This window comes from Eikenella sp. NML03-A-027 (assembly GCF_001648395.1).
Classification (GTDB): domain Bacteria; phylum Pseudomonadota; class Gammaproteobacteria; order Burkholderiales; family Neisseriaceae; genus Eikenella; species Eikenella exigua.
The window spans coordinates 80,816-103,803 of the sequence record NZ_LXSM01000016.1 but is presented as its reverse complement, the minus strand read 5'-3'; the positions used below and the strand labels follow the sequence as shown (position 1 = coordinate 103,803).

The following is a 22,988-nucleotide window of genomic DNA, read 5'->3' as shown; positions in this document are numbered from 1 at the left end:
GTTCTACGCCACAGGCTACCTGAAAACATAAGGCTTCGACAAAGTTCCAACGAGCTTTACCCGTTCCCGTGAAGCTAACAATTTATTTCAGGTAGCCTCTGGCTCAAACAGTATGATCTGCCTGCCAGACAACATCCAAGCAACAACATGACAACAAAACTGCATATTAGAAACTAAACGCCATTAAATAAGCAATAACGTGAGAATATGCCAAAAACCAGGTTCACAAAAATCGCAAATCATATAGTCAAGCCAAGCCTCTGCCCTGTATAATTCCGCCTCCGGCCGCTGCAGATTTGGGCGGCCGTTTCATTTTCCTGCCCCAGGGTGTGGCAGAAGCAATGATTTGTTCCTACATGGCGGTGAGCCACAGACAGCAAGGCAAGCCAACGCCGTAGGAAGCAATTCAGTGCTTTAACCATACCGAAACCCACTCCATACCCACATCACCATGAATCAAAAACCCTCCGTACTCGGCGGCGCTATGATTATCGCCGGCACTGTAATCGGTGCCGGTATGCTCGCCAACCCCACCGCCACTGCCGGCATCTGGTTTGTCGGCTCACTCATCGTGCTGCTCTACACCTGGTTTTCCATGCTCTCTAGCGGCCTGATGATTCTCGAAGCCACCACCCACTACCCGCCCAGCGCCAACTTCGACACCATCGTTAAAGACCTGCTCGGCCGCGGCTGGAGCATCATCACTGGTCTCTCCGTGGCCTTTGTGCTCTATCTGCTCACCTATGCCTACATCTTCACCGGTGGCAACCTCACCGCCCAAGCCCTCCAAGCGCCGCTATGGGTGGGGCAGATCGTGTTTGCCCTCATCTTCGCCGGTTGCGTATGGTGGTCCACCTTTTGGGTAGACCGCGGCACCACCATCCTCATCGGCGGCATGATTATGACCTTCCTCTGGGCCAACGGCGGCCTGCTCCTTTCCGCCCAGCCCGCCGTATTATTCGATACCGCCGGCAGCGGAAACGGCAGCTACTGGATCTATCTCGGCACTGCCCTGCCCGTCTGCCTCGCCTCCTTCGGCTTCCACGGCAACGTGTCCGGCCTGTTCGACTACTTCCGGGGCGACGCTAAAAAAGTGGCCCGCTCGCTCTGGCTCGGCACTTTGGTGGCGCTGGTGATCTACGCCCTCTGGCAGTTCGCCGTGCAAGGCAACCTGCCGCGCAGCCAGTTCGGCCCCGTGATTGCCGCGCAAGACAACGTGGCCGCCCTGCTCGCCGCCCTCGCCCAAGTGGCCGGCAGCGGGCTGGTGCGCGTGCTCTCCCTGTTTTCCTACATGGCCATCGCCTCCTCCTTCCTCGGCGTAACCCTCGGCCTGCTCGACTACCTCACCGACCTGTTCGGCTTCGGCACCAGCCGCGCCGGCCGCAGCAAAGCCGCCGCCCTTACCTTCCTGCCTCCACTCGTTGCCTGCCTGCTGTTCCCCACCGGCTTCGTGCTCGCCATCAGCTACGTCGGCTTTGCCGCCACCGTGTGGACAGCATTCGTGCCCGCCCTGCTGCTCTACGCCTGCCGCAAAAAATTCGGCGAAGGCAAAGGCTACCGCGTGTACGGCGGGAAATGGCTGATGGCTTGGGTGTTCTTCTTCGGGCTAGCCAACGTAGCCGCTCAAATCCTCAGCCGTGCCAATATCCTGCCCGTATTTAATGGCTGATACCCGCCAAAAATTTCAGGTAGCCTTCGGATAGCGGCTACCTGAAAAATAGTGGGGAACAGACTTTCCTCCATCTACAACAAAACGAAAGGCTACCGGAAATTTTTCAGGTAGCCTTTTGCTCTTGGTTCTACTCAACTTTCATGCACTACCGCCCCGTCCGATGCTGGCAGCAACTTACGCACCAGCAGCGTCAGCGCAAACGTGGCCGCAATCACCGGCAGCGTGGTGCCCAGCGGCGGCTGCCATTGCAGCATCAGGCGGTAGAACACAAAACCCGCCAGCCACAAGGCCAGGCTCACCCAATCCGCTTCTCCTGAAGCCGGCCTGCGTTTCAGCACAAAATAATCCGCAATCTGCACCGCAATCATCGGCGCAAACACCGAGCCGATAAAATACAGAAATCCTTCAAAGCGGCTCACATCAAACACCAGCGCCAGCAGCGTGCCCAGCAGCGTAACCGCCGCTGCCACCGCCACTTCACCAAAGCGGCTGCTGATGCTGTGAAAGCTCACCCCGGCCGAATACGCATCCAAAAACGTCGTGCTCACCGTGGACAACACCACCACCAAAATCCCAGCGGCGCCCAGCCCGGCATATTGCAGCATCGGCGCGATTTCGCTTTGGCCGGCAAACAGTGCCGCCGCCAGCCCGATGGCATACATCCACGAGCTGGTGCAGAAATAAGCCAGCGTAGCCGAAAGCGTGGCCGCCCGAGCCTTGTCTACGCAGCGGGTGTAGTCCGATACTAGCGGCAGCCACGACAGCGGCATCACCGCCGCCAGCTCCACCGCCAGGCCGAAACTCATCGCCTCCGCATCTGCTTGCCCGGCTACCGCCGGCTCGCCGGATGCTACCTGAACACTCAGCCACAACGTGAGAGCAAATAGCGTGCTCATCGACACAAAATTGATTTTGCTGAAATTCCGCATCCCAATACGCAGCCACAGCAAAATCAGCGCGCCGATAATCACGCTCCACCCTATCTGCGCGCCGCTCCAGCCCGCCGTGAGCGCCGCCGCAGCCTGCGCCCCGGTGAAAATCATAATCGCCGTCCAGCCCACCAGCTGCACCACGTTGGCCGCCGAAAACAGTAGCGAGCCGCAACGGCCGAAGGAAAGCTGTACCGTTTCCATCGCACTGCGCCCCGTTTGCGCCCCAATCAGGCCGGCCAGATAAAACAGCACCCCGCCGATCACATGGCCAATAGCCACTGCCAAAAGGCCCATGCGCCAACCCAACGGCGCAAACAGCATACCGGTGAGGATTTCCGCCACCGACACCGCCGCCCCAAACCAAATCACCGCCGAAGCGGTAATCGAAAGTTTATCTGCCTGCTGTTCCATCAAATTGTTTCCTCTATTATATTGTGAAAAACTACTCCACCGAGCCGCATATCAAATGCGCACAAAAAAGCCCGGCACACCAAGCCGGGGGGAGCAGCGCAAGCAGAGAAGAAACCATCCGTTCCGGATGAGGCAAAGCAACCCGAACAGCACACGCCGCCCGCATCCTCTGCCTGATAGTTCCCTACGCCGGTGCTAACCGGATCAGGTACAACGGGTATCCTCTCAGCCGCCCAAAGCAGCACCCCGACTAATTGGGCGCGATTATACCCCGCCGCCCTGTTTTTTCAAGCTGCCGCAGCAAAGGTAGCCGACACGCCAAATGGTTAAATGATTCCACCGGCAAAATGCTTCCACACCCAGTCGTTTCGGTTCCACACACCTACAAATCCGAACGGGAAGCATGATAACGAAATGGAGTAATTGGAGCAGATTGCTATTTGGCTTCAGAACTGTCGAGAAGCAGCCCATATGTTTTCAGGTAGCCCCTTTCCCCCACAGGCTACCTGAAAAACTTCAGCCAACTCTTACCACATCACCGTAGTTCAACTTTGCATCGACAGTTCCCTGCCTGCCAAGAATGCGGCAGCATTCAGCTTAGAGGCTACCTGAAAGCGGATATAGTGAGCTTTCAGGTAGCCTTTTGCATACGCCTAACGCCGGCCGCAAGGATGCTGGCGCGCCCTGCCCGGCCGCGTATCGCACAGCGACATGCCGCGCAGTCGGCGTGCCGCATCGGTCAGATCCGCCCGGCTCGGCAAGTGACGGAAGGCGTATTGCGCCACATAAAGCGCACGTTCGCCCCGCATCGCTTTTATCCAAGTATATTCCGGCCTGCCGCTTTGCGGGTTGTGCTCGCAGGTCATTTGCCAAAAAGCGAAGGGATAGCCGTTTTCCTGCCCTTCGCTCAGATTGATTGTGTTGCCGCCCGGGCAGGCGCTCCGCCAACCGTCCGACACCGCACGGCGGAAATCGCTTACCGAGCGGGTGTTGCCGGCGAAGGTTTGTAGGGTAACCATCCGCTCCCAATTCTGCACCGTTTGCCCTCTCGGCACCAGCTCCACAATCGTCTGCCCGCCTTGCGAAGCCCGATACCCGATTTCAAAACCTGTCGGTGTTGCACCGAAATAAATGATTTCTTCGCTGCGCGGGGCAGGCTTGGCCAGAGCCACCGCGGGCAACAGCATCAATATGGCCGGCCATAATTTTAGTTTCATGTTTTCATCCTTAATGATTTGAGTGGGGATAGATCAAACCAGATGGCAACGGGCAGCATATTGCTCCAAAGATTTGCCTGCACATTGCCAAAAGGCTACCTGAAACCTCACTCCCGTTTTCAGATAGCCTTCATGCGATCAACCGTGAAACTCTTCCACCCAGCCCCCTTCAAAGAAGCCCTGCAAAATCGCCTGCGCGGCCACTTGGTCGAGCACGGGCTTTTGCTTGCGGCCGCGCAGGCCGGTTTGGTTGAGGAGCTCGGCGGCGTAAAGCGAGGTGAGCCGCTCGTCGGCCCAATACACGGGCAAGCCGAAGCGGCCGTTGAGGCGGTGGCCGAATTTGCGGGCCAGACGGGTCATTTCGTGTTCGCTGCCGTCGGTGGAAAGCGGCAGCCCCACCACGAATTGCACCGGCCGCCATTCGGCCACCAGAGCGGCAATGGCGGCGAATTTTTTGTCGTTGCCCTCGCCGCTGATGGTGGCCAGAGGGTGGGCGATGCCCACTTCGGCGTCGCCCTGCGCCACACCGATACGGGTTTCACCAAAATCGAAGGCCAGCGTGGTGCCGTGTGGAATATTAAGCATGGCCGCCGGTTCGGATGAGTTGTTCGGGAGCGATGTTGAGCAGCGATATGGCGGCGTGGTAGCGTTGCTCGTGCGGCATGCCGAACATGATGTGCTCGCTGGCAGGCACAGTGAGCCAGCTGTTTTCCGCCAGCTCGCGCTCGAGCTGGCCGGCGCTCCAGCCGGTGTAGCCCATAAACAGCATGGCCTGCTTCACGCTTTGCTCGTCGTGCAGGTGGGGAAGGATGTCGCCGGAGGAGGTGAGTGCGAGGTTGTCGCTCACGATGATGCTGCTCGTCCAGTTGCCCGCCGGGCTGTGCAGCACAAACCCGCGGTCTACCTGAACCGGGCCGCCCAGGAAAATGCAGTCGTCAAACAGATGCTGCGGCACGGTGTGCTGCTGGGCGGAAAGAATCTGTCGCAGCGGCAGCGGCGAGGGCTTGTTGATGATCACGCCCATGCAGCCTTCGGCGGAATAGGAGCAAACATACACCACGCTTTCGGCAAAGAAATTATCCTGCATATCGGGCATAGCGATAAGGAAATGGTTGGTTAAATCCATAATCGGTTTCGGCGTGTGTGGAAATGGTTTGATTATATAGCGGTTATGCCTGATTTAATACCGTGCTGTTTTATCTAGGCTGGCAATTTTCAGGTAGCCTTCCATACGCTTGAGGCTACCTGAAAAATAAATAGCGTGCTGCCTGACCAGTATTCGGTACGGCAATTATTTACTGACAATCTAGACAAACCATCTACCACAGTGCTGCCATCGCTCATACCGACCACATACAGCATATAGAAAAGGCTACCTGAAATTTTCAGGTAGCCTTTTATTAATTGGCAGATGCGGCTTGCATCAGTTATATGGGTTGTGCACGCTGCGTACCAAATCTTGCAGGAATTCGCGCACTTGTTTTTCGCTGCAGCCCATCAGCAGGGCGTCTTCGAAAGTGTCTTGCGCAAGCTGATAGAGCTCTTGCATGTTTTCCTGCATCACTTTCACTTTTTCGGTGCACGATACGATGCTGCCGTCGTCGCTGTGCCATTTGGGCATGATGGGCATATTCATGATGCAGGCCTTTAGCGGGTGAAGCGGGTGGAGCGGTCTACCCGGCGGGCGGTGATGTAGCGGTTTTTCCAGTAAGTACCGTTCATGCTGGTGATTTCGATGTCGCGACCAGTGCGCGGGGCGTGGATGAAGCGGTCGTTGCCGATATACATACCTACGTGGGAAACGCGGCCGCCGGCACCGAAGAACACCATGTCGCCGGGCTTGAGGTTGGCACGGTCTACCCGTTGGCCTACAGTGGCCATCTCGGCGGAAGTGCGCGGCAGGGTAATGCCCATGCTGCGTTTGAAGATGTATTGCATGAAACCGCTGCAATCGAGGCCTTGGGTGGGGGAGTTGCCGCCAAAGCGGTAGGAGAGACCGATGAGGCTCATGGCGTTCATAATGAGGTCGCCAGCTTCGTCTTGGCTGCCGGAGGAGGCGCGGCTGCCGGCAGATGAAGATTGTCGGCTGGGTGCAGGGGCGTTGTTGCTGTGGCCACCACGTCCGGTGCGTTCGCGGATAAGGCGCTCGAGTGCGTCGTTATCCAATCCTTCCGGGGCGGCGTATGCAGCGGGAGCGAGGCCGAAAGCAAGGGCGGCCAGGGCACAGAGGGTTACTTGTTTTATCCACTTCATCAATCTGAAACTTTCTTGTTTTGCCCATGTTATAGCATAGTGCGGCAAGCGGCGGCAATGTGTTTGACAAGGCGATGAGCAATAGGGGCAGCTTGTACGCACCAGTAGGCGCGTATGTTATGCTGTGTGCCTGTTTGTGCGGACGCTTATTCCGCAATAGGGGTGCCGTATGGTTAGATCTGCCATGCCCGCTTTGGGCGACATCAATCGTTTGCGTCAAATCGTAGCCACACTCGCGCGGCACGGTTTGGGCGGTTTTCTCAGCCGGATTAAGCTGAATCGCGCTTCTTGGCTCGGTAGCAAGCCGGAGCAGGAAAATGCGGATATTTCGAGCACGGCGCACCGTTTCCGGCTGGCGTTTGAGGAGCTGGGGCCGACCTTTATCAAGCTCGGCCAGATTTTGGCCACCCGGGTTGATATTTTCAACGCCGAATGGATTGAGGAATTCGAGCATCTGCAAAGCAGCGCGAATCCCTTGCCCTTCGAGGCGATTCTCTCCCTGCTCACCGAGCAGCTGGGCTGCCCGCCGGAGCAAGTATTCCGGCACATCGACAGCAAGCCTTTGGGCAGCGCCTCTATCGCGCAGGTGCACCGCGCGGTGTTGCTCGACGGCAGCGAGGTGGCGGTAAAGGTGCGCCGGCCGGATATCGAACCGCTCATCCGGGCAGATTTGCGTATTCTAACCCATCTGGCGCAGCTCACCGAATCGGAAATGCCGGAAACCCGCCGCTATCAGCCGGTGCAGATGGTGCAATATTTTGCTAAAAGCCTCGCCAGGGAAACTGATTTGCTGGCTGAAATGCGCCATTTGCAGCGGTTTGCTGCGCTGTATGCCAACCATCCGGCGGTGCATATTCCCAAGGTATATCCCGAATACAGCAACCGGCAGGTGCTGGTGCAGGAATACGTGGCTGCCACCCTGCTGAAAGATACCAACATCAAATTACTGGGCGCCGAAGAGCGGCATATTCTGGCTTGCCGCATCACCGACGTGCTGCTCGATATGATACTGGGGCAGGGCCTGTTTCATGCCGATCCGCACCCGGGCAATATCTTTATTTATCCCGATTTGCGCATCGGCCTGATCGACTTCGGCATGACGGGCTACCTGAGTCCGGTGCGCCGGCAGGAAATCAATGCGCTGATTGAAGCCCTCATCCATCGCGACCCGTTTGCCGTGCAATATATTCTGAGCAACTGGGCGCAGGGCGATATTCCCGATGAAGACCTGCTCGGTGCCGATGTGATGGAAATGCTGCTCGACTACGAACACACCGCCGTGCGCGATTTGCGCGTCAGCCAAGTGATTAACGATTTAACCCGCATCATGCGCGAGCACGAGCTGGCCTTACCGGGCGACTTGGTGATGCTGTTCAAAGCCCTACTCACTCTCGAAGGTGTAGTGAAAAGGCTGGACGGCAGCTTCCAACTGCTGGAGCACGCCAAACCGATTGTGCAGAAGGTCATCCGCCAACGCCTTTCGCCACAGCAACTTTGGCGCCGAAGCCGCACGCAAAGCCGTATGCTGGTGCAGATGCTGGGCGAGTTGCCCAAAAACCTGCTGCGCCTAAACCGCAATCTGCAAAGCGGCCGATTAAACGTGAACCTGGATTTGAAACGCCTCGACAGTTTGAACCGGCACTTGGAATACAGCGCCAACCGGCTGACCATGGGCATGGTGACGGCGGCGTTGATTATCGGTTCATCCATCCTGCTCAGCAGCAATATCGGCCCGAAGCTATTTGGCTTGTCGTTTGTTGGCTTCCTCGGCTATCTCTTGGCCTTTGCCAACAGCCTGTGGATTATCTGGTCTATCTGGCGTTCGGGCAAACATTAAAACAAAACTTTTCAAGCACGTAAAAAAGTGTATGGCAAACGGTGTCGACAGCTAGGAGAAGATAAGCGGCAGGCCAACTGTTAATATCGTATAGCCGAAGCACTTAATTCCCAATGGCGCAGGCTCGCTTTGCCAAGTGATTCATACTGTTTGCAGCCCGCCGCTTGGTAGAGAAAATAATTGCTTTGGCTATGGCTACAATCAAAAGGCTACCTGAAAAACCATTTTCAGGTAGCCTTCTTGCCTCTACGGCACTAAATAGCATTAAGTCTCAACACATCACATGCACTACATGCGTAGCCAAGCCACCGGTAGAGGTTTCGCGGTATTTCGGATTCATATCTTTGCCGGTTTCATACATGGTTTTTATGACTGCGTCCAGCGATACTATGGGATCGGTGGTGCGTTGCTGCGCCATGCGTGAAGCATTGATGGCTTTGATGGAGGAAATGGCATTACGCTCGATACACGGCACCCGCACTTGGCCGCTACCAGGTCACAAGTGGGGCCGAGATGGTGTTCCATGGCAATTTCGGCGACCCATACACACTTTTCGACATTGCCGCCCTGAATCTCGGTCAGCCCAGCAGCCATGGAGCAGGCCACGCCCGCTTCGCCTTGGCAGCTCACTTCCGCGCCGGAAATGGATGCGTTCATTTTATACAAGCTGCCGATGGCGCTGACAATGATCAAATAACGCAGAATGTGTTTTCATCGGCGTGGAAAATAAAATGGTCGTAGTAGGCCAACACGGTGGGTACAATGCCGCAAGCGCCGTTGGTGGGGGCGGTAACCACCCACCCGCCGCATTTTCTTCGTTTACGGCAAAGACCACCATATTTACTCAATCCACCGCCGCCATCGGGTCTTTATCGTTCAGCCCGTTTTTTTCAAATTGTTTGCGCGAAAGTGGCGCGCGGCAGCGTATCTGCATGGGGCCGGGCAGCACACCCTCGGTATGCAGGCCGCGCCGGATTATCCCGAGGGTTTGGCACACATAGTCGCATACTTCCTGCTCCGGACGCAGGGCGCATTCGTTGCGAAACATCAATTCGGAGAGAGCTTGTATTCGGCACACTAGCGGATGAGATCGTCCGCATTGGTGTATGGGTAGAGCACATTTACAGGGGCGGACTGCTTACCGCTATCAGCAAACTGTTTTTCGGTCATCACAAAACCGCCGCCGATGGAGTAAAACACTTCCTGCATCGCTAACTCATCGCCGACATAGGCTTCCAGGCGCATGCCGTTTTCGTGTAGCGGAAGGAAGAATGGAACATGAAGTCGCGTTCGTAGTCAAACGGGGTGTAGTGGCCGCCAATGTCGGTGAGGGTTTTACTGCTCAATACTTGTGCAATGAATTTGGGGAAAGCGGTGGTGTCCACCGTATCCGGCTCGTAGCCCGCCAAGCCGCCAATGATGGCGTGGTCTGTGCCGTGGTTTTTGCCAGTGAAAGAGAGCGAGCCGTACACATGGGCGCTAAACCGAGCAATCTTATCCAGTAGTCCCTGTTTGATAAGCTGTTTGCGAAACAGTATACCAGCACGCATCGGTCCCACGGTATGCAAACTGGACGGGCCGATACCGATTTTGAACATGTCAAAAATACTGATCATTTTTCCACCTCTTTATAATAGTGACCCAACAAGAATCAGAACAAGGTGGCAAGTACAAATAGTACACACATAACGGCAAAGCGAGCCAATGCCTTACTGATTTAAAGTTAATCCACTATAGTTATCCAACTTTGCGTATCCATCAGCATCTTACCAAATGCGCCATTGGCAGCATTAGGGTGTGCTGCCACACACCGAGCGACGAATATGGCCTCCCCCCCTTAATAATGCTGGACAAGTTGCCGCTACCTAGGCAAAATGTATACATTGCCTGTTTGATGCAGCAAGGATGTTGGGGGAAACGCGTAACAAAGTGTGAACAATATTTTTGTGATACACGGCCGCATAATTGTAAAAAACAGTGCAGTATGGCCAGATCTTTGTTTTCAATCAACTTATATTTAGAGGTTAATATGCCACAAACGTTGATTCAAGTATCCGGTATGAAGCACAAAACGGATGAGGATCGCTTGGTTTTGAAGGGCGAAACTGTTGCGGGTGTGAGAATGGTGAATGCTAATCATGACAATGGCCGCGTAGTCATTACACACGGCGAAGGCTTCGACCTTGAAACATTCAAAGCTGCCATCTCGGCAGAAGGTTTTACCGTGGCATAAACGTATCGGTCAAACAACAAACGGCTTCCGCAAAGGAAGCCGTTTTGCTTTTTCAGGTAGCCTTCCTATAGTGAGGCTACCTGAAAAACTATAACTACAGCGATGATGTTTCTTGATTGCATTGGCTTGTGCCACCTCGCAGGAAAAAATTGCTGCAGCGATATTTGCACGCGCTAATCAAACAAATCCTGCTGCCCGGTACGCTGCGGCAACACCTGCGCCTTGGCCGTGCCGGTTTCGAAATGCAGCTGCAACATCTGCCCGCTGTGCAGTCTGCCCGCATCGCGCACCACTTTGCCCGTACGGTCGGTAATCACGCTATAGCCGCGCGACAACGTGTGTTGTGGCGAGAGGGCATCCAAAATGCCCACCTGCTTTTGGCACTGTGCCTGCTTTTGTGCCAAGAGTGCGGCCATGTAGCGGTTGAGTTGTATAGCCTGTGTTTGTAGCTGCCGCACAGCAGTCTGCACTTGTGGCCGGCTGCGACGGCACAGCTCGGCCAAGTAGGCCAGCTGTTCCTGTTTGCGACGCAGGTGACGCAGCATATTGTCAGCAAGCATTTGGCGGCTGCGCAACAAGCCAGCCAGCTGCTCCTGCCATTTCTGGCGCGGATGGTGCAACTGCGCGGCATGCCAGTCAAGCCGTTGCGCCGCGTCTGTGCAGCGCCGTTGCAGCGTGTGGCGCATATGGCTGTGCAGGCGGCACATTTTGTCCAGCTGCTCCGCACGGTTCGGGCTGGCCAGCTCGGCGGCGGCGGTAGGCGTGGGTGCGCGCACGTCGGCGGCAAAATCTGTAAGCGTGAAATCCGTTTCGTGCCCCACCCCGCTCACCACCGGAATCGGCGAGGCCGCTACCGCGCGCACCGCCGCTTCTTCGTTAAACGCCCACAAATCCTCAATGCTGCCCCCGCCGCGGCACACAATCAGCACATCCGCCTGCGCATGTTCCGCCGCCGCCGCAATGGCCGAGGCTACCTGAAACTCGCTGCCCGCGCCCTGCACCGCCGTGGGATACACCACCACGCGCACATCCGGCGCACGCCGCCGCAACGTGGTGACCACATCGCGCAATGCCGCCGCTGCCAGACTGGTGACCACGCCGATACATTGCGGCGCGGTAGGCAACGGCCGTTTGTGTGCCGCATCAAACAAGCCTTCCGCCTGTAGGCGCTGCTTCAGCCTCTCATAAGCCTCAAACAGCTGCCCCAGCCCCTTGCGCCGCACTTCCTGCACATTAATCTGAAACTCCCCGCGCGCTTCATACAGCGTGATTTTGCCCAACACCTCCACTTCCTCGCCCTCGCGCAGCAGCGCGGCCAGCGAACGGGCGGCATGCTTAAACAAAGTGCAGCGCACCTGGGCGCGTTGGTCTTTTAAAACAAAATAATAGTGCCCGCTCGCCGCCTTCACCAAATTCGACACTTCGCCGCCCACCCACAGCCCGGCAAGCTGGTCTTCCAGCAGGTTTTTGGCCAAATGGTTGAGCTCAGAAACAGAAAGCGCGGCGGGGGCGAATAGGTCGGACATGGCAAGACGGCGGGAAAATAAACAAAGGCGGCATTATACAAGGGGAAGGCTACCTGAAAAATCTGGCGGATAGATTTGCCTGCTTTTTCAGGTAGCCTCTCAAACTGAAATAGTCTGTGTAAATTAAAATTGACAAATCAAAAAAAAAAAACAATATACTGCCAAAAATCTTTTTACACCTGTATTGATAAGGAGCAAATCATGTTGAAACGTTTGGCTTTGATAACGGCAGTTTGTTTGTTGGCCGCCTGCGGCAAGAGTGCTGACGATTATGTGGGGTATTGGCGTGAGCAGCAGGATCGTGGAGAAGAAATCCTGGAAATTAAAAAAGAAAATGGCAACTATTTTGCTCAGGAGCTGATTAACCAAACCGATTTTTTCGGTTCGCGAAAGAATGCGATAGTTTTAACCGAAAAAGACGGCAAGCTGTCGATAAACAGCGGTATGGGCGAAATGGTGTTCAATTTATCGGATGACCGTAAAACGTTGTATGTGGGTAACCAAAGCTACATAAAGGTTGATGCTGGTTTTAAAGATAAAATCGAAGCACATGAGCAAGATTGCCGGAAATTGACAGAGGGATATATAAGCGAACGCAACAAATTGAATATCGGCGACCGCGAATACACGGCAAAAAGTGAGGAAATCAATCAACGATTCAAAACCGAATTTGCCAACTTGGAGCAGGAAATCCGCTGCAACACCAAGCCATTAGGGGTAAGATAAATTTCAGGGAACCTAATCCGCCGCCAAAACCCAGCCCGCTATCCCAAACAAGATAGCGGGCTGTTTCTATTATGGTATCCATTCCGCCCAAGCCGATATTTTCAGGTAGCCTTTCTCTACGCGGCAATATGTTAAAATACGCCGTTTTCAATTCGGATTTTCCGCCATGTCCAATATTCCAGACCAAGTGCGCCGCCGCCGCACATTTGCCATCATCTCCCACCCCGACGCAGGTAAAACCACGCTGACCGAAAAGCTGCTGCTGTTTTCAGGTGCGATTCAGAGCGCGGGTACGGTAAAAGGCAAGAAAACCGGCAAATTCGCCACCTCCGACTGGATGGAAATCGAGAAACAGCGCGGCATTTCCGTGGCATCAAGCGTGATGCAGTTCGACTACAAAGACCACACCGTCAATCTCTTGGACACGCCGGGCCACCAAGACTTCTCCGAAGACACCTACCGCGTTTTGACCGCCGTCGACAGCGCCTTGATGGTCATCGACGCGGCAAAAGGCGTGGAAGCGCAAACCATCAAACTCTTGAACGTCTGCCGCCTGCGCAATACGCCGATTGTCACGTTCATGAACAAATACGACCGCGAAGTGCGCGATTCCTTGGAATTGCTGGACGAAGTGGAAAATATTTTAAAAATCCGCTGCACGCCCGTTACTTGGCCGATCGGCATGGGCAAAAACTTCAAAGGCGTATACCACATCCTGAACGATGAAATCTATCTCTTTGAAGCGGGCGGCGAACGTCTGCCGCACGAGTTCGACATCATCAAAGGTATCAATAATCCTGAATTGGAACAACGCTTTCCATTGGAAATCCAGCAGTTGCGCGACGAAATCGAATTAGTGCAGGCTGCTTCCAACGAGTTTAATCTTGACGAATTTCTTTCAGGTAGCCTCACACCCGTGTTCTTCGGCTCGGCGATTAACAACTTCGGTATTCAGGAAATCCTCAATTCACTGATTGACTGGGCGCCCGCGCCGAAACCGCGCGACGCAACCGTGCGCATGGTCGAGCCGGACGAGCCGAAATTTTCCGGATTTATCTTTAAAATCCAAGCCAATATGGACCCGAAACACCGCGACCGCATCGCCTTTTTGCGTGTCTGCTCCGGCAAATTCGAACGCGGCATGAAGATGAAGCACCTGCGCATAAACCGCGAAATAGCCGCCTCCAGCGTGGTTACATTCATGTCGCACGACCGCGAGCTGGTGGAAGAAGCCTACGCAGGCGACATCATCGGCATCCCGAACCACGGCAACATCCAAATCGGCGACAGCTTTTCCGAAGGCGAACAACTGGCGTTCACCGGCATCCCCTTCTTCGCGCCCGAACTGTTCCGCAGCGTCCGCATCAAAAACCCGCTGAAAATCAAGCAACTGCAAAAAGGCTTGCAACAGCTTGGCGAAGAAGGCGCGGTACAGGTCTTCAAACCGATGAGCGGCGCGAATTTGATTTTGGGCGCGGTTGGCGTGTTGCAGTTTGAAGTCGTTACCTCGCGGCTGGCCAACGAATATGGCGTAGAAGCCGTGTTCGACAGCGCATCCATCTGGTCGGCGCGCTGGGTATCGTGCGAAGACAAGAAAAAGCTGGCGGAGTTTGAAAAAGCCAATGCGGGTAATCTGGCGATAGACGCAGGCGGCAACCTCGCCTACCTCGCGCCCAACCGCGTGAACTTGAACCTGACGCAGGAACGCTGGCCGGATATTGTGTTCCATGAAACCAGGGAACATGCGGCGAAGCTGAGTTGATAAGAGGCTACCTGAAAATGGGTTTCAGGTAGCCTTTGTTGAGTGAGCGCGAGCTGGTTTGCGCATCTTGGCCTTGTATTCTTTAACTGTTCTTAGGAGACAATCATGGTTATCAGGTAGACTTAAGTGCTTGTTTGTTAAGAACGTGCAAGGCTGCCTGAAAAATCTAGTAGGCATATTTTCAGGTAGCCTGAACACCGAATGGAGAAAGCGAAATGGCTTGGTTCAAAATGAGCGAATGGGAATGGTGGAACAAGCTGGCATTGGTGATGGCGGTGTTGCTGGGGTCGCTTTTGCTGCTTACCCGGCCGCTGGTGTGGAAGGCAGATGCTTCGCGGCTGGGCATCATTGTGTTTGTGCCGCTGGCGATGTACTGCGTGCGTTGGCTGCTGCGCTGGCCGGCAAACGGAGGGCAGGGCGGTACGGGTGCGCATAATAAGTTTAAATCTAATATGTCGCGCGTGATGTGGGGCGTGTTGCTGGCTTGCGTGATGACGCGGGTGGCGGTAAACGGCATCGTGCTGGCCACATTGCTGCCGCTGCAGCCAGCTTTAGTGCAAGCCCGGCTGTTGGAAATACGGGGAAGCCAGAGTGGATTCAATACGTGGGTGCTGGAGCTGGAGGATGGTACGCAGTTTGATGTGGAATACGGTTTTTTGCGGAGTGCGCCATGGGAGATGATTGGGCAGACGGTGCGGGTGAAAGTGCGGGAGAATCAGCTGGGGTATTATGTGGAGGCTGAATAAGTGTGGGGATGAGAAAAGGCTACCTGAAAACACAGCGTGTGGTTTGAATCTCATTGACGCTCCGCTTTCAGATAGCCTTTATACTATGTAAGAGTATTAGGCAGCCAAATGCGGGGCGATGGTTTGCAGCATTTGTGCCAGCACTTTGGGCGGGGCGGCTACGATGTCGCCGCTTTCGAGCCAGCCTTCGTTGCCGCGCATATCGGTTACAATACCGCCCGCTTCCTGCACGATCAGTGCGCCGGCGGCGATGTCCCAGGGTTTGAGGTTGAATTCGAAGAAACCATCGAAGCGGCCGCAGGCCACGGCGCACAGGTCAAGCGAGGCGGCACCTTCGCGGCGGGCGCCGGCGGTTTTGGCGAGGAAGTCGCGCAGGATGTTTAGGTAGCGTTCCATCATGCTTTGATCCACCACGGGGAAGCCGGTGCCGATCAGGCAGCGGTTGAGCTCGATGCGGCTGGATACGCGGATGCGGCGGTCGTTGAGTAGGGCGCCTTGGCCGCGTGAGGCGAGGTAGAGGTCGTTGCGCTCGGGGGCGTAAACGAGGGCTTCCTGCAATACGCCTTTGTGCAGCAGAGCCATGCTGATGGCGTATTGGGGATGGCCGTGCAGGTAGTTGGTGGTGCCGTCGAGCGGGTCGATAATCCATTCGTATTCGGCTTTTTCGGGGCCGCTACTGCCGCCTTCTTCGGCGGTGATTTTGTGCTGGGGATAGGCTTCTTGTAGGATTTCGCGGATGATTTCCTCGGCGGTGCGGTCTATGTCGGAAACGAAATCGTTGAAGGCCTTGCTGTCGATTTTAACTGCGGGCAGGTTGTTGGCGGCACGTAGCATCATGTCGCCGGCGCGGCGGGCGGCTTTGACAGCGGTGTTGAGGACGGGATTCATATTTCTCCGATTTGGCTGGTGGGGGCAGGCTGCTGCTGGCAGACTACCTGAAAATGGAAAGGCTGCGCCGGAAACGGCAGCCGATGTTGGGGCGGCATTATACCTTGGGCGGCAGACGGGCAAAAGCGCCCGGGCTTTAAATTGGCGGCAGCGGCCTTATCTGATTGAATGTGCGGGAAGTTGCCTGCCTTGTTTGATAAAGGAATTTAATGATGACGGCTTTGCTGATTATTCTGGCACTGGTGTTGCTGCTGGCGGGTTTGGCGGGCGCAATACACCCGCTGCTGCCGGGGATGCCGCTGATGTTTGCGGGCACTTGGCTCTTGGCCTACAGCCAGAATTACGAAGTTATCGGCACCACGGCGCTGACGGTGTTGGGGCTGATTATGGCGCTGGCCTGGACGCTGGATTATGTGGCGGGGCTGCTGGGGGCGAAGTTTACCGGGGCGAGCAAACAGGCGCTGTGGGGCTCGTTGGCGGGCGGCGTTGTGGGGCTGTTTTTTGCGCTGCCGGGCATGGTGCTGGGCACGCTGGTTGGCGCGGCAATGGGAGAATTTGCGGCGCAACGCAACTTGTGGGCGGCTGGCAAAGTGGGGCTGGGCACGCTCTTGGGCTTTGTGGCGGGCGTGGTGGCGAAGTTGGGCTGTGCGCTGGTGGTGCTGTTTAGCATTTTCGGGCTGTATGTGTATTATTGGTTGAGTTAAAGTTTAAGGTAGCCTGTTGCCAAGCAGAGGCTACCTGAAATTTTGTTATTGCCTAAGGGCTGGCTAAAACCGTTTAACACGTTGACTTCAGACGGCTACCGCCTCCTAATTTATAGCAGAACTTGCCGCATCTGCTTGCCGCCTGCGCCTGTTGCCAAAGGCTACCTGAAAACGGAAAATGGCCGATTAAACGCTTTCAGGTAGCCTCCAACCTGTTTAGCATTACCCTTTTAACTGGCTCAAGGCTACCTGAAAAAATTTTGCAATGGAATGAGAAACACATGATTGGTTTGATGATTATCACGCATGAAACGCTGGGCGAGTCGTACACCAAGCTGGCCCGGCATTTTTTCAAGCAGATGCCGGCGCATTTGGCGATTGTGGGCGTGAACCCGGATGAAGATGTGGACGTGGCCGCCGCTCGAGCCCAAGCGGAAGCGGAGCGTTTGGCGTTTGGCGACGGTATTTTGCTTTTGGCCGACGTGTTTGGCGCTACGCCGTGCAATATCGGCCGCCGGCTACTGTCGCACCATCGCATGGTGATGCTCACCGGGCTGAATGCGCCGATGATGGTGAAAGCGGTGCAGGAGGCGGAAAAGGCTGATGATTTACTGGCAATGGCCGAGTCGGTCCGCCAGTCGGCCTTGGCGGGAATTATGTTGGTGTTGCCGGAAGAGGAGCGGGGTGTATGCTGAAACAGGAGGTGGAGATTATAAACAAACTGGGGCTGCACGCGCGCGCGTGCAGCAAGTTCACGCAAACGGCAGGCGCGTTTGCGGCGGAAGTGCGGGTGTGCCGCAACGGCAGATGCGTAAACGGCAAAAGCATTATGGGTTTGATGATGCTGGCAGCAGCCAAGGGCTCGGTGATTGAAATTGAAACCGAGGGCGCAGACGAACAAGTAGCCATGCAGGTGCTGACGGCTTTAATCAACAATTATTTTGACGAAGGCGAATAAACATGAGCGTGGTGTTGCACGGATTTGCAGCAGGCGGCGGGATTGCCATCGGGCGGGCGCATTTGGTGGTGCGCGGTATGGAGGAAGTACCGCAGCTGGATTTGGCGCCGGAAGAAATTGATGCGGAAGCCGAACGTTTCGATGCCGCCATCAAGGCCACGCGCCGACAACTGGAGCAGCTGCGCAGCGCCATTCCGGAAAATGCGCCAACCGAATTGGGCGCGTTTATTTCGCTGCACCTGATGCTCCTGACCGACGTTACACTTTCGCGCGAGCCGATTGATATTCTGCGCGCGCAGGCCATCAATGCCGAATGGGCACTGAAGCTGCAAACCGACAAGTTGGCCGAGCAGTTTGATGCGATTGAAGATGAATACCTGCGCGAACGCAAGCAGGATATGCTTCAGGTAGCCGAGCGGATTCACCAAAACCTGATGGGGCAGAACACCGATTTCATGCCCGAAGAAAGTAAGTTAGACGACGACATCATCCTGATTGCCCACGATTTGTCGCCTGCCGATGCAGTGTATTTCAAAGAACACCACATTGCCGGATTCGCCACCGATGCCGGCGGCCCCACCAGCCATACCGCCATTTTGGGGCGCAGCCTGGATATGCCCTCGGTAATCGGGCTCTACAACGCACGCGAACTCATCAGCCAAGACGACTGGATTATCGTGGACGGCATCAGTGGTGTGCTGATTATCAATCCCGACGATTTAATCCTCAGCGAATACCGCAAGCGCGACCGCGTATACCGCAGCCAGCGCCGCCTGCTCAACAAACTCAAAGACATCACCGCCACCACCAAAGACGGCGTAGATATAGAGCTGTTGGCTAATATTGAATCCGCCCAGGATGTGCGCCTGATGCACCGCCTCTCTGCCGACGGCGTGGGACTGTTTCGCAGTGAATTTCTGTTTCTCAACCGCGACAATCTGCCTGATGAAGACGAGCAATACCGCGTGTATGCCGGCATTGTGAAAAAGCTCAAAGGCAAGCCGCTCACCGTGCGTACCGTGGATTTGGGCGTGGACAAAAACCCGCGCTGGTTCGGCGAGGACCATGCGCTCAATCCCGCACTGGGCATGACCGGTATCCGCCTATGCCTGGCCGAGCCACTGATGTTCCGTACCCAAATGCGTGCGATTTTGCGCGCAGCGGCGCACGGGTCGGTAAAGATTATGTGGCCGATGATTACTTCGGTGGATGAAGTGCGACAATGTATCAATCATTTGGCCGTTGCCCGTAAGCAGCTGGATGAACGTGACACAGAATATGGCGAAGTGCAGGTGGGCGCGATGATTGAAATTCCCTCTGCCGCGCTCACAGTAGGCCATATCCTGCAACACTTGGATTTTATCTCGGTGGGCACCAACGATTTGATTCAATACACCTTATCAGTAGACCGTGGCGACGATAGCGTGAGCTACCTCTACCAGCCCGCCCATCCAGCAGTGTTGAAACTACTGCACCATATTTTCCGCACTGCCAAACGCATGGGCAAGCCAGTGTCGGTATGCGGCGAAATGGCTGGTGATTTACATTTCATCCGCCTGCTGCTCGGCTTGGGCTTGCGCCGCTTCTCCATGAACGCCAGCAATCTTTTGGCCGTGAAGAATGTAATCATTCAAAGCCACGCCGGCGAGCTGGCAGCACAGGTGCAAAAACTGCTGCGCCTGAGCGATCCGGAGAAGGTGCGGCAAGCCGTTAAAAAGATGAATACAATGGATGATGACAAAAATACAACATTTGAAACAACATAATATCGCACGGCATTATCAGGTAAAAAGTGAATAAATGTTAAATAATATTGTTTAAATACTGATATCAATATTAAGTAAAGTAAACGATCGAGTTGTTGGCAAAGTGTATTTTTATGCAATTTAATTGCAGTAAATTGCGGCAGTTAGGTAAAAAAGACAATTAGGTAGCGACATCGTGGAAAATGTTCTATATAATGTACTACATCTGTGCTGCTTCTTGGTAGGCAAGCATGGATAGTAAGTAGACGTTTTCCCGCAAATTGGCCATCAATACTTCCTCCCTTGGTATTGATGGTTTTTTTGTGTAGGCTAGATGGAGGGGGTTTTTATATTAGCCAACCAAAACGAAGGGAAGGAAACTAAGCTCATTTAAGTTTTGTGCTTTCAGGTAGCCTCTGGCCACAGAGAAATGTGGAACCGACTATTGCAATCTATGAGCTCGTTTTTCAGAATCATTACATCGCTTTGGGAGGCTGTTTCAAACAACAGCCTCCCAATTTATAATTATTCCAAGTAGGAATGAGATCAGGTGGCTAGCCATAGACAGTACAGGTTAGTAAGGCAAGCTAACGCTGTATCATTCCTAATTGATTTTCCCGCCGTCATCCCGTTTGGCGTAGCGCCCGCTGCTGGCTTATAATCCATAGTTTTTCAATCTATCCGAAACCATCGGCAAAACCTCATCATGCAAGAACACTACCAACCCTCACTCACCGAACCCGCTGCGCAGAAAAAATGGGCTGCTGAACGCATGTTCAATGTGTCCGAAGACGCTTCCAAACCCAAATTCTACTGCCTCTCCATGTTCCCCTATCCCAGCGGCAAGCTGCACATGGGGCATGTGCGCAACTACACCATCGGCGATGTGCGCAGCCGCTTCAAAAAAATGCAGGGGTTCAACGTGTTGCAGCCAATGGGTTGGGACGCGTTCGGCATGCCCGCCGAAAATGCGGCGATTAACCACCAAGTTGCGCCGTCCAAATGGACGTATGAAAACATTGCCTATATGCGCAAGCAGTTGCAGAGCCTGGGCTTTGCGCTGGATTGGGAGCGCGAAATCGCCACCTGCCGCCCGGAATACTACCGCTGGGAGCAGCTCCTGTTTACCAAGCTGTTTGAAAAAGGCATTGTGTACAAGAAGTTGGGCACGGTGAACTGGGACCCAGTCGATCAAACCGTGCTGGCCAACGAGCAGGTGATTGACGGGCGCGGCTGGCGTTCCGGCGCGCTGGTGGAAAAGCGCGAAATCCCGATGTACTACTTCAAAATCACCGATTATGCCGAGCAACTGCTGGCGGATTTGGACGATTTGGACTGGCCGGAACAAGTGAAAACCATGCAGCGCAACTGGATTGGCAAATCGCGCGGCATGACGGTGCGTTTTCAGGTAGCCGCCGACAGTCGCGAAGGGCTACCTGAAAGCCACCGCGAGTTTATGCAGGTGTATACCACCCGCCCCGACACGCTGATGGGCGCGACTTATGTGGCCGTGGCCGCCGAGCATCCGCTGGCCACTGCCGCTGCCGAAAAGCAGCCTGCACTGCAAGCGTTCATTGCCGAATGCAAGGCGGGCAGCGTGGCGGAAGCCGATATGGCGACCATGGAGAAAAAAGGCATGCCCACCGGCCGCTTCGTCATCAACCCGCTCAACGGCGAGCGGCTGGAAGTGTGGGTGGCGAACTATGTGCTGTGGGGCTACGGCGACGGCGCGGTGATGGCCGTGCCCGCGCATGACGAACGCGATTTCGCCTTTGCCAAACAGTATCATCTGCCGATTAAGCAGGTGATTAGCGTGGACAGCCAGCCGTTTGATGCGGCGCAATGGCAGGATTGGTATGCCGATAAGGAAAACGGTGTGCTGGTAAACAGCAACGAATTCAACGGTTTGAATTTTCAGGCTGCCTTCGATGCCATTGCCGTCAAGTTGCAGGCTGCTTCTGCGGGCGAACCGAAAACGCAATACCGCCTGCGCGACTGGGGCATTTCGCGCCAACGCTATTGGGGCTGCCCCGTGCCGATTATCCATTGCGATACCTGCGGCGACGTGCCCGTGCCCGAACAAGACTTGCCCGTGGTGCTGCCTGAAAACGTCGTGCCCGACGGCGCAGGTTCGCCGCTGGCCAAAATGCCCGAATTTTACGAGATAAAATGTCCGAAATGCGGCGGCGCGGCCAAGCGCGAAACCGACACCATGGACACGTTTGTGGAATCAAGCTGGTACCAGTTCCGCTATATGTCGCCGCGCGACGATGTGCACATGGTTGCGCCCGAAGCCGCCGCGTATTGGGGGCAGGCCAACCAGTATATCGGCGGCATCGAACACGCCATTCTGCACCTTTTGTACGCCCGTTTCTTCACCAAGCTGATGAACGACGAAGGCATCGTGTCCGTTCGCGAGCCGTTCAAACAGCTGCTCACGCAGGGCATGGTGCTGGCGGCGACGTATTACCGCGAAAGCGCGGACGGCAAAAAAACCTGGTTCAACCCCGCCGAAGTGCGCGTGCAGACCGACGACAAAGGCCGCCCTGTATCCGCTGTGCTGGAAGCAGACGGGCAGCCCGTGGTGATTGGCGGCGTGGAAAAAATGTCCAAATCCAAAAACAACGGCGTGGACCCGCAGCAAATCATCGATGCCTACGGCGCGGACACCGCCCGCCTGTTTATGATGTTCGCCAGCCCGCCCGAACAGTCGCTGGAATGGTCGGACGCAGGCGTGGAAGGCGCTCACCGCTTCCTGCGCCGCCTGTGGCGCACCGTGTACGAATTCGTGCAAAACGGCGGCAGCGGCGCGAGCAAGTTTTCAGGTAGCCAGGAAGCCTTGTCAGGCAGCCTGAAAGACCTGCGCTTCAAACTGCACAGCACCATCGCCAAAGTAACGGACGACTACGACCGCCGCCAGCAGTTCAACACCGCCATCGCCGCCGTGATGGAGCTGCTGAACCAATACGATGCCACCGCCAAAAACGGCGCATTCGCCGAAACACACGGCCGCGAAGTGGCGCAGGAAACTCTCGAAACCGTACTGCTTCTGCTGTGGCCCATCGTGCCGCATATTTGCGAAAACCTTTGGGAGCAGCTGCGCGAGGGCGGTAATGTGTGGCAACAGCCCTGGCCAAAAGCCGACCCTGCCGCGCTGGTGCAAACCGAGATGGAGATGATGGTGCAGGTAAACGGCAAACTGCGCGATAAAATCACTGTTCCTGCCGAGGCCGACAAAGCCACCATCGAAGCTGCCGCTCTCGCCACTGCCGGTGCGCAGAAGTTTATGGAAGGCAAAGAGCCGAAGAAAATCATCGTGGTGCCGAAACGGCTGGTGAATATCGTGGTGTAAGGCCGTTTGGTTGAATAAAGGCTACC

At 55.3% G+C, this 22,988-nt stretch carries 23 protein-coding genes, 1 pseudogene and 1 riboswitch; of the genes and pseudogenes, 11 read left to right on the top strand and 13 right to left on the bottom strand.

Annotated elements, in window-relative coordinates; genetic code table 11:
- The first annotated feature begins 451 nt into the window (after positions 1 to 451).
- Complete coding sequence (locus tag A7P96_RS05965) at positions 452 to 1,669, top strand: aromatic amino acid transporter (protein ID WP_067525541.1); 1,218 nt, start codon at positions 452 to 454, stop codon at positions 1,667 to 1,669.
- A gap of 134 nt (positions 1,670 to 1,803) precedes the next feature.
- Here the strand turns inward: A7P96_RS05965 and cytX are convergent, their stop codons facing one another.
- The 6 genes from cytX to A7P96_RS05935 all read right to left on the bottom strand — a co-directional run bounded on the left by cytX (position 1,804) and on the right by A7P96_RS05935 (position 6,485).
- Entirely contained in the window at positions 1,804 to 3,015 is a 1,212-nt protein-coding gene (cytX, locus tag A7P96_RS05960; RefSeq protein WP_067525539.1) for a putative hydroxymethylpyrimidine transporter CytX, read from the bottom strand.
- Between the two features lie 164 nt (positions 3,016 to 3,179).
- Positions 3,180 to 3,274, bottom strand: a riboswitch (TPP riboswitch).
- Positions 3,275 to 3,668: 394 nt separating this feature from the next.
- Positions 3,669 to 4,232 carry a hypothetical protein gene (locus A7P96_RS05955; RefSeq protein ID WP_082887924.1) on the bottom strand — a complete coding sequence of 188 codons (564 nt, stop codon included), beginning with the start codon at positions 4,230 to 4,232 and terminating at the stop codon, positions 3,669 to 3,671.
- Positions 4,233 to 4,370: 138 nt separating this feature from the next.
- Positions 4,371 to 4,817, bottom strand: a complete 447-nt coding sequence (ruvX, locus tag A7P96_RS05950) for a Holliday junction resolvase RuvX (protein WP_067525534.1) — start codon at positions 4,815 to 4,817, stop codon at positions 4,371 to 4,373.
- Positions 4,810 to 5,358: a YqgE/AlgH family protein gene (locus tag A7P96_RS05945; protein WP_067525532.1), complete on the bottom strand. Its 549-nt coding sequence runs from the start codon at positions 5,356 to 5,358 to the stop codon at positions 4,810 to 4,812. Before A7P96_RS05945 ends, ruvX begins: the two co-directional genes overlap by 8 nt.
- Before the next feature lie 297 nt (positions 5,359 to 5,655).
- A complete protein-coding gene (locus A7P96_RS05940; RefSeq protein WP_067438421.1) occupies positions 5,656 to 5,868 on the bottom strand; it encodes a hypothetical protein in 213 nt (70 codons plus the stop codon).
- Between the two features lie 11 nt (positions 5,869 to 5,879).
- A complete protein-coding gene (locus A7P96_RS05935) occupies positions 5,880 to 6,485 on the bottom strand; it encodes a C40 family peptidase (RefSeq protein WP_067525531.1) in 606 nt (201 codons plus the stop codon).
- 169 nt (positions 6,486 to 6,654) lie between these two features.
- Here A7P96_RS05935 and A7P96_RS05930 point away from each other — a divergent pair, with 169 nt between their 5' ends.
- On the top strand, positions 6,655 to 8,322 hold the full coding sequence (locus tag A7P96_RS05930) for an AarF/ABC1/UbiB kinase family protein (RefSeq protein WP_067525530.1): 1,668 nt from the start codon (positions 6,655 to 6,657) through the stop codon (positions 8,320 to 8,322).
- A 271-nt stretch (positions 8,323 to 8,593) separates the two neighbouring features.
- Here the strand turns inward: A7P96_RS05930 and A7P96_RS11410 are convergent, their stop codons facing one another.
- The 5 genes and pseudogenes from A7P96_RS11410 to A7P96_RS11390 form a co-directional block, all read right to left on the bottom strand.
- On the bottom strand, positions 8,594 to 8,803 hold the full coding sequence (locus A7P96_RS11410) for an L-serine ammonia-lyase, iron-sulfur-dependent, subunit alpha (protein WP_255361172.1): 210 nt from the start codon (positions 8,801 to 8,803) through the stop codon (positions 8,594 to 8,596).
- The gene (locus A7P96_RS11405) at positions 8,710 to 8,979 is read right to left on the bottom strand and encodes an L-serine ammonia-lyase, iron-sulfur-dependent, subunit alpha (RefSeq protein ID WP_255361171.1); all 270 of its coding nucleotides are present in this window, start codon (positions 8,977 to 8,979) and stop codon (positions 8,710 to 8,712) included. The genes A7P96_RS11410 and A7P96_RS11405 overlap by 94 nt, the downstream gene beginning before the upstream one ends.
- A gap of 32 nt (positions 8,980 to 9,011) precedes the next feature.
- Positions 9,012 to 9,119: a hypothetical protein gene (locus A7P96_RS11400; protein ID WP_255361170.1), complete on the bottom strand. Its 108-nt coding sequence runs from the start codon at positions 9,117 to 9,119 to the stop codon at positions 9,012 to 9,014.
- Between the two features lie 47 nt (positions 9,120 to 9,166).
- Positions 9,167 to 9,370 (bottom strand): hypothetical protein, encoded by a 204-nt coding sequence (locus A7P96_RS11395; RefSeq protein ID WP_255361169.1) that lies wholly within the window; start codon positions 9,368 to 9,370, stop codon positions 9,167 to 9,169.
- Positions 9,371 to 9,399: 29 nt separating this feature from the next.
- Positions 9,400 to 9,872: pseudogene (locus A7P96_RS11390) on the bottom strand (serine dehydratase beta chain).
- A 434-nt stretch (positions 9,873 to 10,306) separates the two neighbouring features.
- On the opposite strand from A7P96_RS11390, the gene A7P96_RS05920 reads away from it, so the two are divergent.
- The gene (locus A7P96_RS05920; protein WP_346265211.1) at positions 10,307 to 10,555 is read left to right on the top strand and encodes a hypothetical protein; all 249 of its coding nucleotides are present in this window, start codon (positions 10,307 to 10,309) and stop codon (positions 10,553 to 10,555) included.
- Between the two features lie 173 nt (positions 10,556 to 10,728).
- Here the strand turns inward: A7P96_RS05920 and xseA are convergent, their stop codons facing one another.
- Positions 10,729 to 12,081 (bottom strand): exodeoxyribonuclease VII large subunit, encoded by a 1,353-nt coding sequence (xseA, locus tag A7P96_RS05915; RefSeq protein ID WP_067525529.1) that lies wholly within the window; start codon positions 12,079 to 12,081, stop codon positions 10,729 to 10,731.
- Positions 12,082 to 12,282: 201 nt separating this feature from the next.
- On the opposite strand from xseA, the gene A7P96_RS05910 reads away from it, so the two are divergent.
- The 3 genes from A7P96_RS05910 (at position 12,283) to A7P96_RS10745 (ending at position 15,315) form a co-directional block, all read left to right on the top strand.
- Positions 12,283 to 12,807 (top strand): hypothetical protein, encoded by a 525-nt coding sequence (locus A7P96_RS05910; protein WP_067525528.1) that lies wholly within the window; start codon positions 12,283 to 12,285, stop codon positions 12,805 to 12,807.
- 166 nt (positions 12,808 to 12,973) lie between these two features.
- Positions 12,974 to 14,569, top strand: a complete 1,596-nt coding sequence (locus tag A7P96_RS05905) for a peptide chain release factor 3 (protein WP_067525526.1) — start codon at positions 12,974 to 12,976, stop codon at positions 14,567 to 14,569.
- Between the two features lie 215 nt (positions 14,570 to 14,784).
- The gene (locus A7P96_RS10745; protein ID WP_156496289.1) at positions 14,785 to 15,315 is read left to right on the top strand and encodes a hypothetical protein; all 531 of its coding nucleotides are present in this window, start codon (positions 14,785 to 14,787) and stop codon (positions 15,313 to 15,315) included.
- Positions 15,316 to 15,411: 96 nt separating this feature from the next.
- Here the strand turns inward: A7P96_RS10745 and A7P96_RS05890 are convergent, their stop codons facing one another.
- Positions 15,412 to 16,203, bottom strand: coding sequence for an inositol monophosphatase family protein (locus A7P96_RS05890; protein ID WP_067525520.1), 792 nt, complete (start codon positions 16,201 to 16,203; stop codon positions 15,412 to 15,414).
- Between the two features lie 209 nt (positions 16,204 to 16,412).
- Between A7P96_RS05890 and A7P96_RS05885 the strand changes: the two genes are divergently transcribed.
- The 5 genes from A7P96_RS05885 (at position 16,413) to leuS (ending at position 22,962) form a co-directional block, all read left to right on the top strand.
- Positions 16,413 to 16,907: a DUF456 domain-containing protein gene (locus A7P96_RS05885; RefSeq protein ID WP_082887923.1), complete on the top strand. Its 495-nt coding sequence runs from the start codon at positions 16,413 to 16,415 to the stop codon at positions 16,905 to 16,907.
- Positions 16,908 to 17,188: 281 nt separating this feature from the next.
- Positions 17,189 to 17,602 (top strand): PTS sugar transporter subunit IIA, encoded by a 414-nt coding sequence (locus A7P96_RS05880; protein WP_067525516.1) that lies wholly within the window; start codon positions 17,189 to 17,191, stop codon positions 17,600 to 17,602.
- Positions 17,596 to 17,865, top strand: coding sequence for an HPr family phosphocarrier protein (locus A7P96_RS05875; RefSeq protein WP_067525514.1), 270 nt, complete (start codon positions 17,596 to 17,598; stop codon positions 17,863 to 17,865). Before A7P96_RS05880 ends, A7P96_RS05875 begins: the two co-directional genes overlap by 7 nt.
- 2 nt (positions 17,866 to 17,867) lie before the next feature.
- Positions 17,868 to 19,631, top strand: coding sequence for a phosphoenolpyruvate--protein phosphotransferase (gene ptsP / locus A7P96_RS05870; protein ID WP_067525512.1), 1,764 nt, complete (start codon positions 17,868 to 17,870; stop codon positions 19,629 to 19,631).
- 685 nt (positions 19,632 to 20,316) lie between these two features.
- A complete protein-coding gene (leuS, locus tag A7P96_RS05865) occupies positions 20,317 to 22,962 on the top strand; it encodes a leucine--tRNA ligase (protein WP_067525510.1) in 2,646 nt (881 codons plus the stop codon).
- The last annotated feature ends 26 nt before the right edge of the window (positions 22,963 to 22,988 follow it).

What these genes read in the sequence shown, in the direction of transcription:
- A7P96_RS05885 (WP_082887923.1), top strand. Translation starts at nt 16,413, where the DNA reads ATGATGACGGCTTTGCTGATTATTCTGGCACTGGTGTTGCTGCTGGCG.
- leuS (WP_067525510.1), top strand. Translation starts at nt 20,317, where the DNA reads ATGCAAGAACACTACCAACCCTCACTCACCGAACCCGCTGCGCAGAAA.
- A7P96_RS05935 (WP_067525531.1), bottom strand. Translation starts at nt 6,485, where the DNA reads ATGAAGTGGATAAAACAAGTAACCCTCTGTGCCCTGGCCGCCCTTGCT.
- A7P96_RS05890 (WP_067525520.1), bottom strand. Translation starts at nt 16,203, where the DNA reads ATGAATCCCGTCCTCAACACCGCTGTCAAAGCCGCCCGCCGCGCCGGC.
- cytX (WP_067525539.1), bottom strand. Translation starts at nt 3,015, where the DNA reads ATGGAACAGCAGGCAGATAAACTTTCGATTACCGCTTCGGCGGTGATT.
- ruvX (WP_067525534.1), bottom strand. Translation starts at nt 4,817, where the DNA reads ATGCTTAATATTCCACACGGCACCACGCTGGCCTTCGATTTTGGTGAA.
- A7P96_RS05905 (WP_067525526.1), top strand. Translation starts at nt 12,974, where the DNA reads ATGTCCAATATTCCAGACCAAGTGCGCCGCCGCCGCACATTTGCCATC.
- A7P96_RS05955 (WP_082887924.1), bottom strand. Translation starts at nt 4,232, where the DNA reads ATGAAACTAAAATTATGGCCGGCCATATTGATGCTGTTGCCCGCGGTG.
- A7P96_RS05875 (WP_067525514.1), top strand. Translation starts at nt 17,596, where the DNA reads ATGCTGAAACAGGAGGTGGAGATTATAAACAAACTGGGGCTGCACGCG.
- A7P96_RS10745 (WP_156496289.1), top strand. Translation starts at nt 14,785, where the DNA reads ATGGCTTGGTTCAAAATGAGCGAATGGGAATGGTGGAACAAGCTGGCA.
- xseA (WP_067525529.1), bottom strand. Translation starts at nt 12,081, where the DNA reads ATGTCCGACCTATTCGCCCCCGCCGCGCTTTCTGTTTCTGAGCTCAAC.
- A7P96_RS05880 (WP_067525516.1), top strand. Translation starts at nt 17,189, where the DNA reads ATGATTGGTTTGATGATTATCACGCATGAAACGCTGGGCGAGTCGTAC.
- A7P96_RS11405 (WP_255361171.1), bottom strand. Translation starts at nt 8,979, where the DNA reads ATGAACGCATCCATTTCCGGCGCGGAAGTGAGCTGCCAAGGCGAAGCG.
- A7P96_RS05910 (WP_067525528.1), top strand. Translation starts at nt 12,283, where the DNA reads ATGTTGAAACGTTTGGCTTTGATAACGGCAGTTTGTTTGTTGGCCGCC.
- A7P96_RS05930 (WP_067525530.1), top strand. Translation starts at nt 6,655, where the DNA reads ATGGTTAGATCTGCCATGCCCGCTTTGGGCGACATCAATCGTTTGCGT.
- A7P96_RS05920 (WP_346265211.1), top strand. Translation starts at nt 10,307, where the DNA reads ATGGCCAGATCTTTGTTTTCAATCAACTTATATTTAGAGGTTAATATG.
- A7P96_RS05940 (WP_067438421.1), bottom strand. Translation starts at nt 5,868, where the DNA reads ATGAATATGCCCATCATGCCCAAATGGCACAGCGACGACGGCAGCATC.
- A7P96_RS05945 (WP_067525532.1), bottom strand. Translation starts at nt 5,358, where the DNA reads ATGGATTTAACCAACCATTTCCTTATCGCTATGCCCGATATGCAGGAT.
- ptsP (WP_067525512.1), top strand. Translation starts at nt 17,868, where the DNA reads ATGAGCGTGGTGTTGCACGGATTTGCAGCAGGCGGCGGGATTGCCATC.
- A7P96_RS11395 (WP_255361169.1), bottom strand. Translation starts at nt 9,370, where the DNA reads ATGTTTCGCAACGAATGCGCCCTGCGTCCGGAGCAGGAAGTATGCGAC.
- A7P96_RS05965 (WP_067525541.1), top strand. Translation starts at nt 452, where the DNA reads ATGAATCAAAAACCCTCCGTACTCGGCGGCGCTATGATTATCGCCGGC.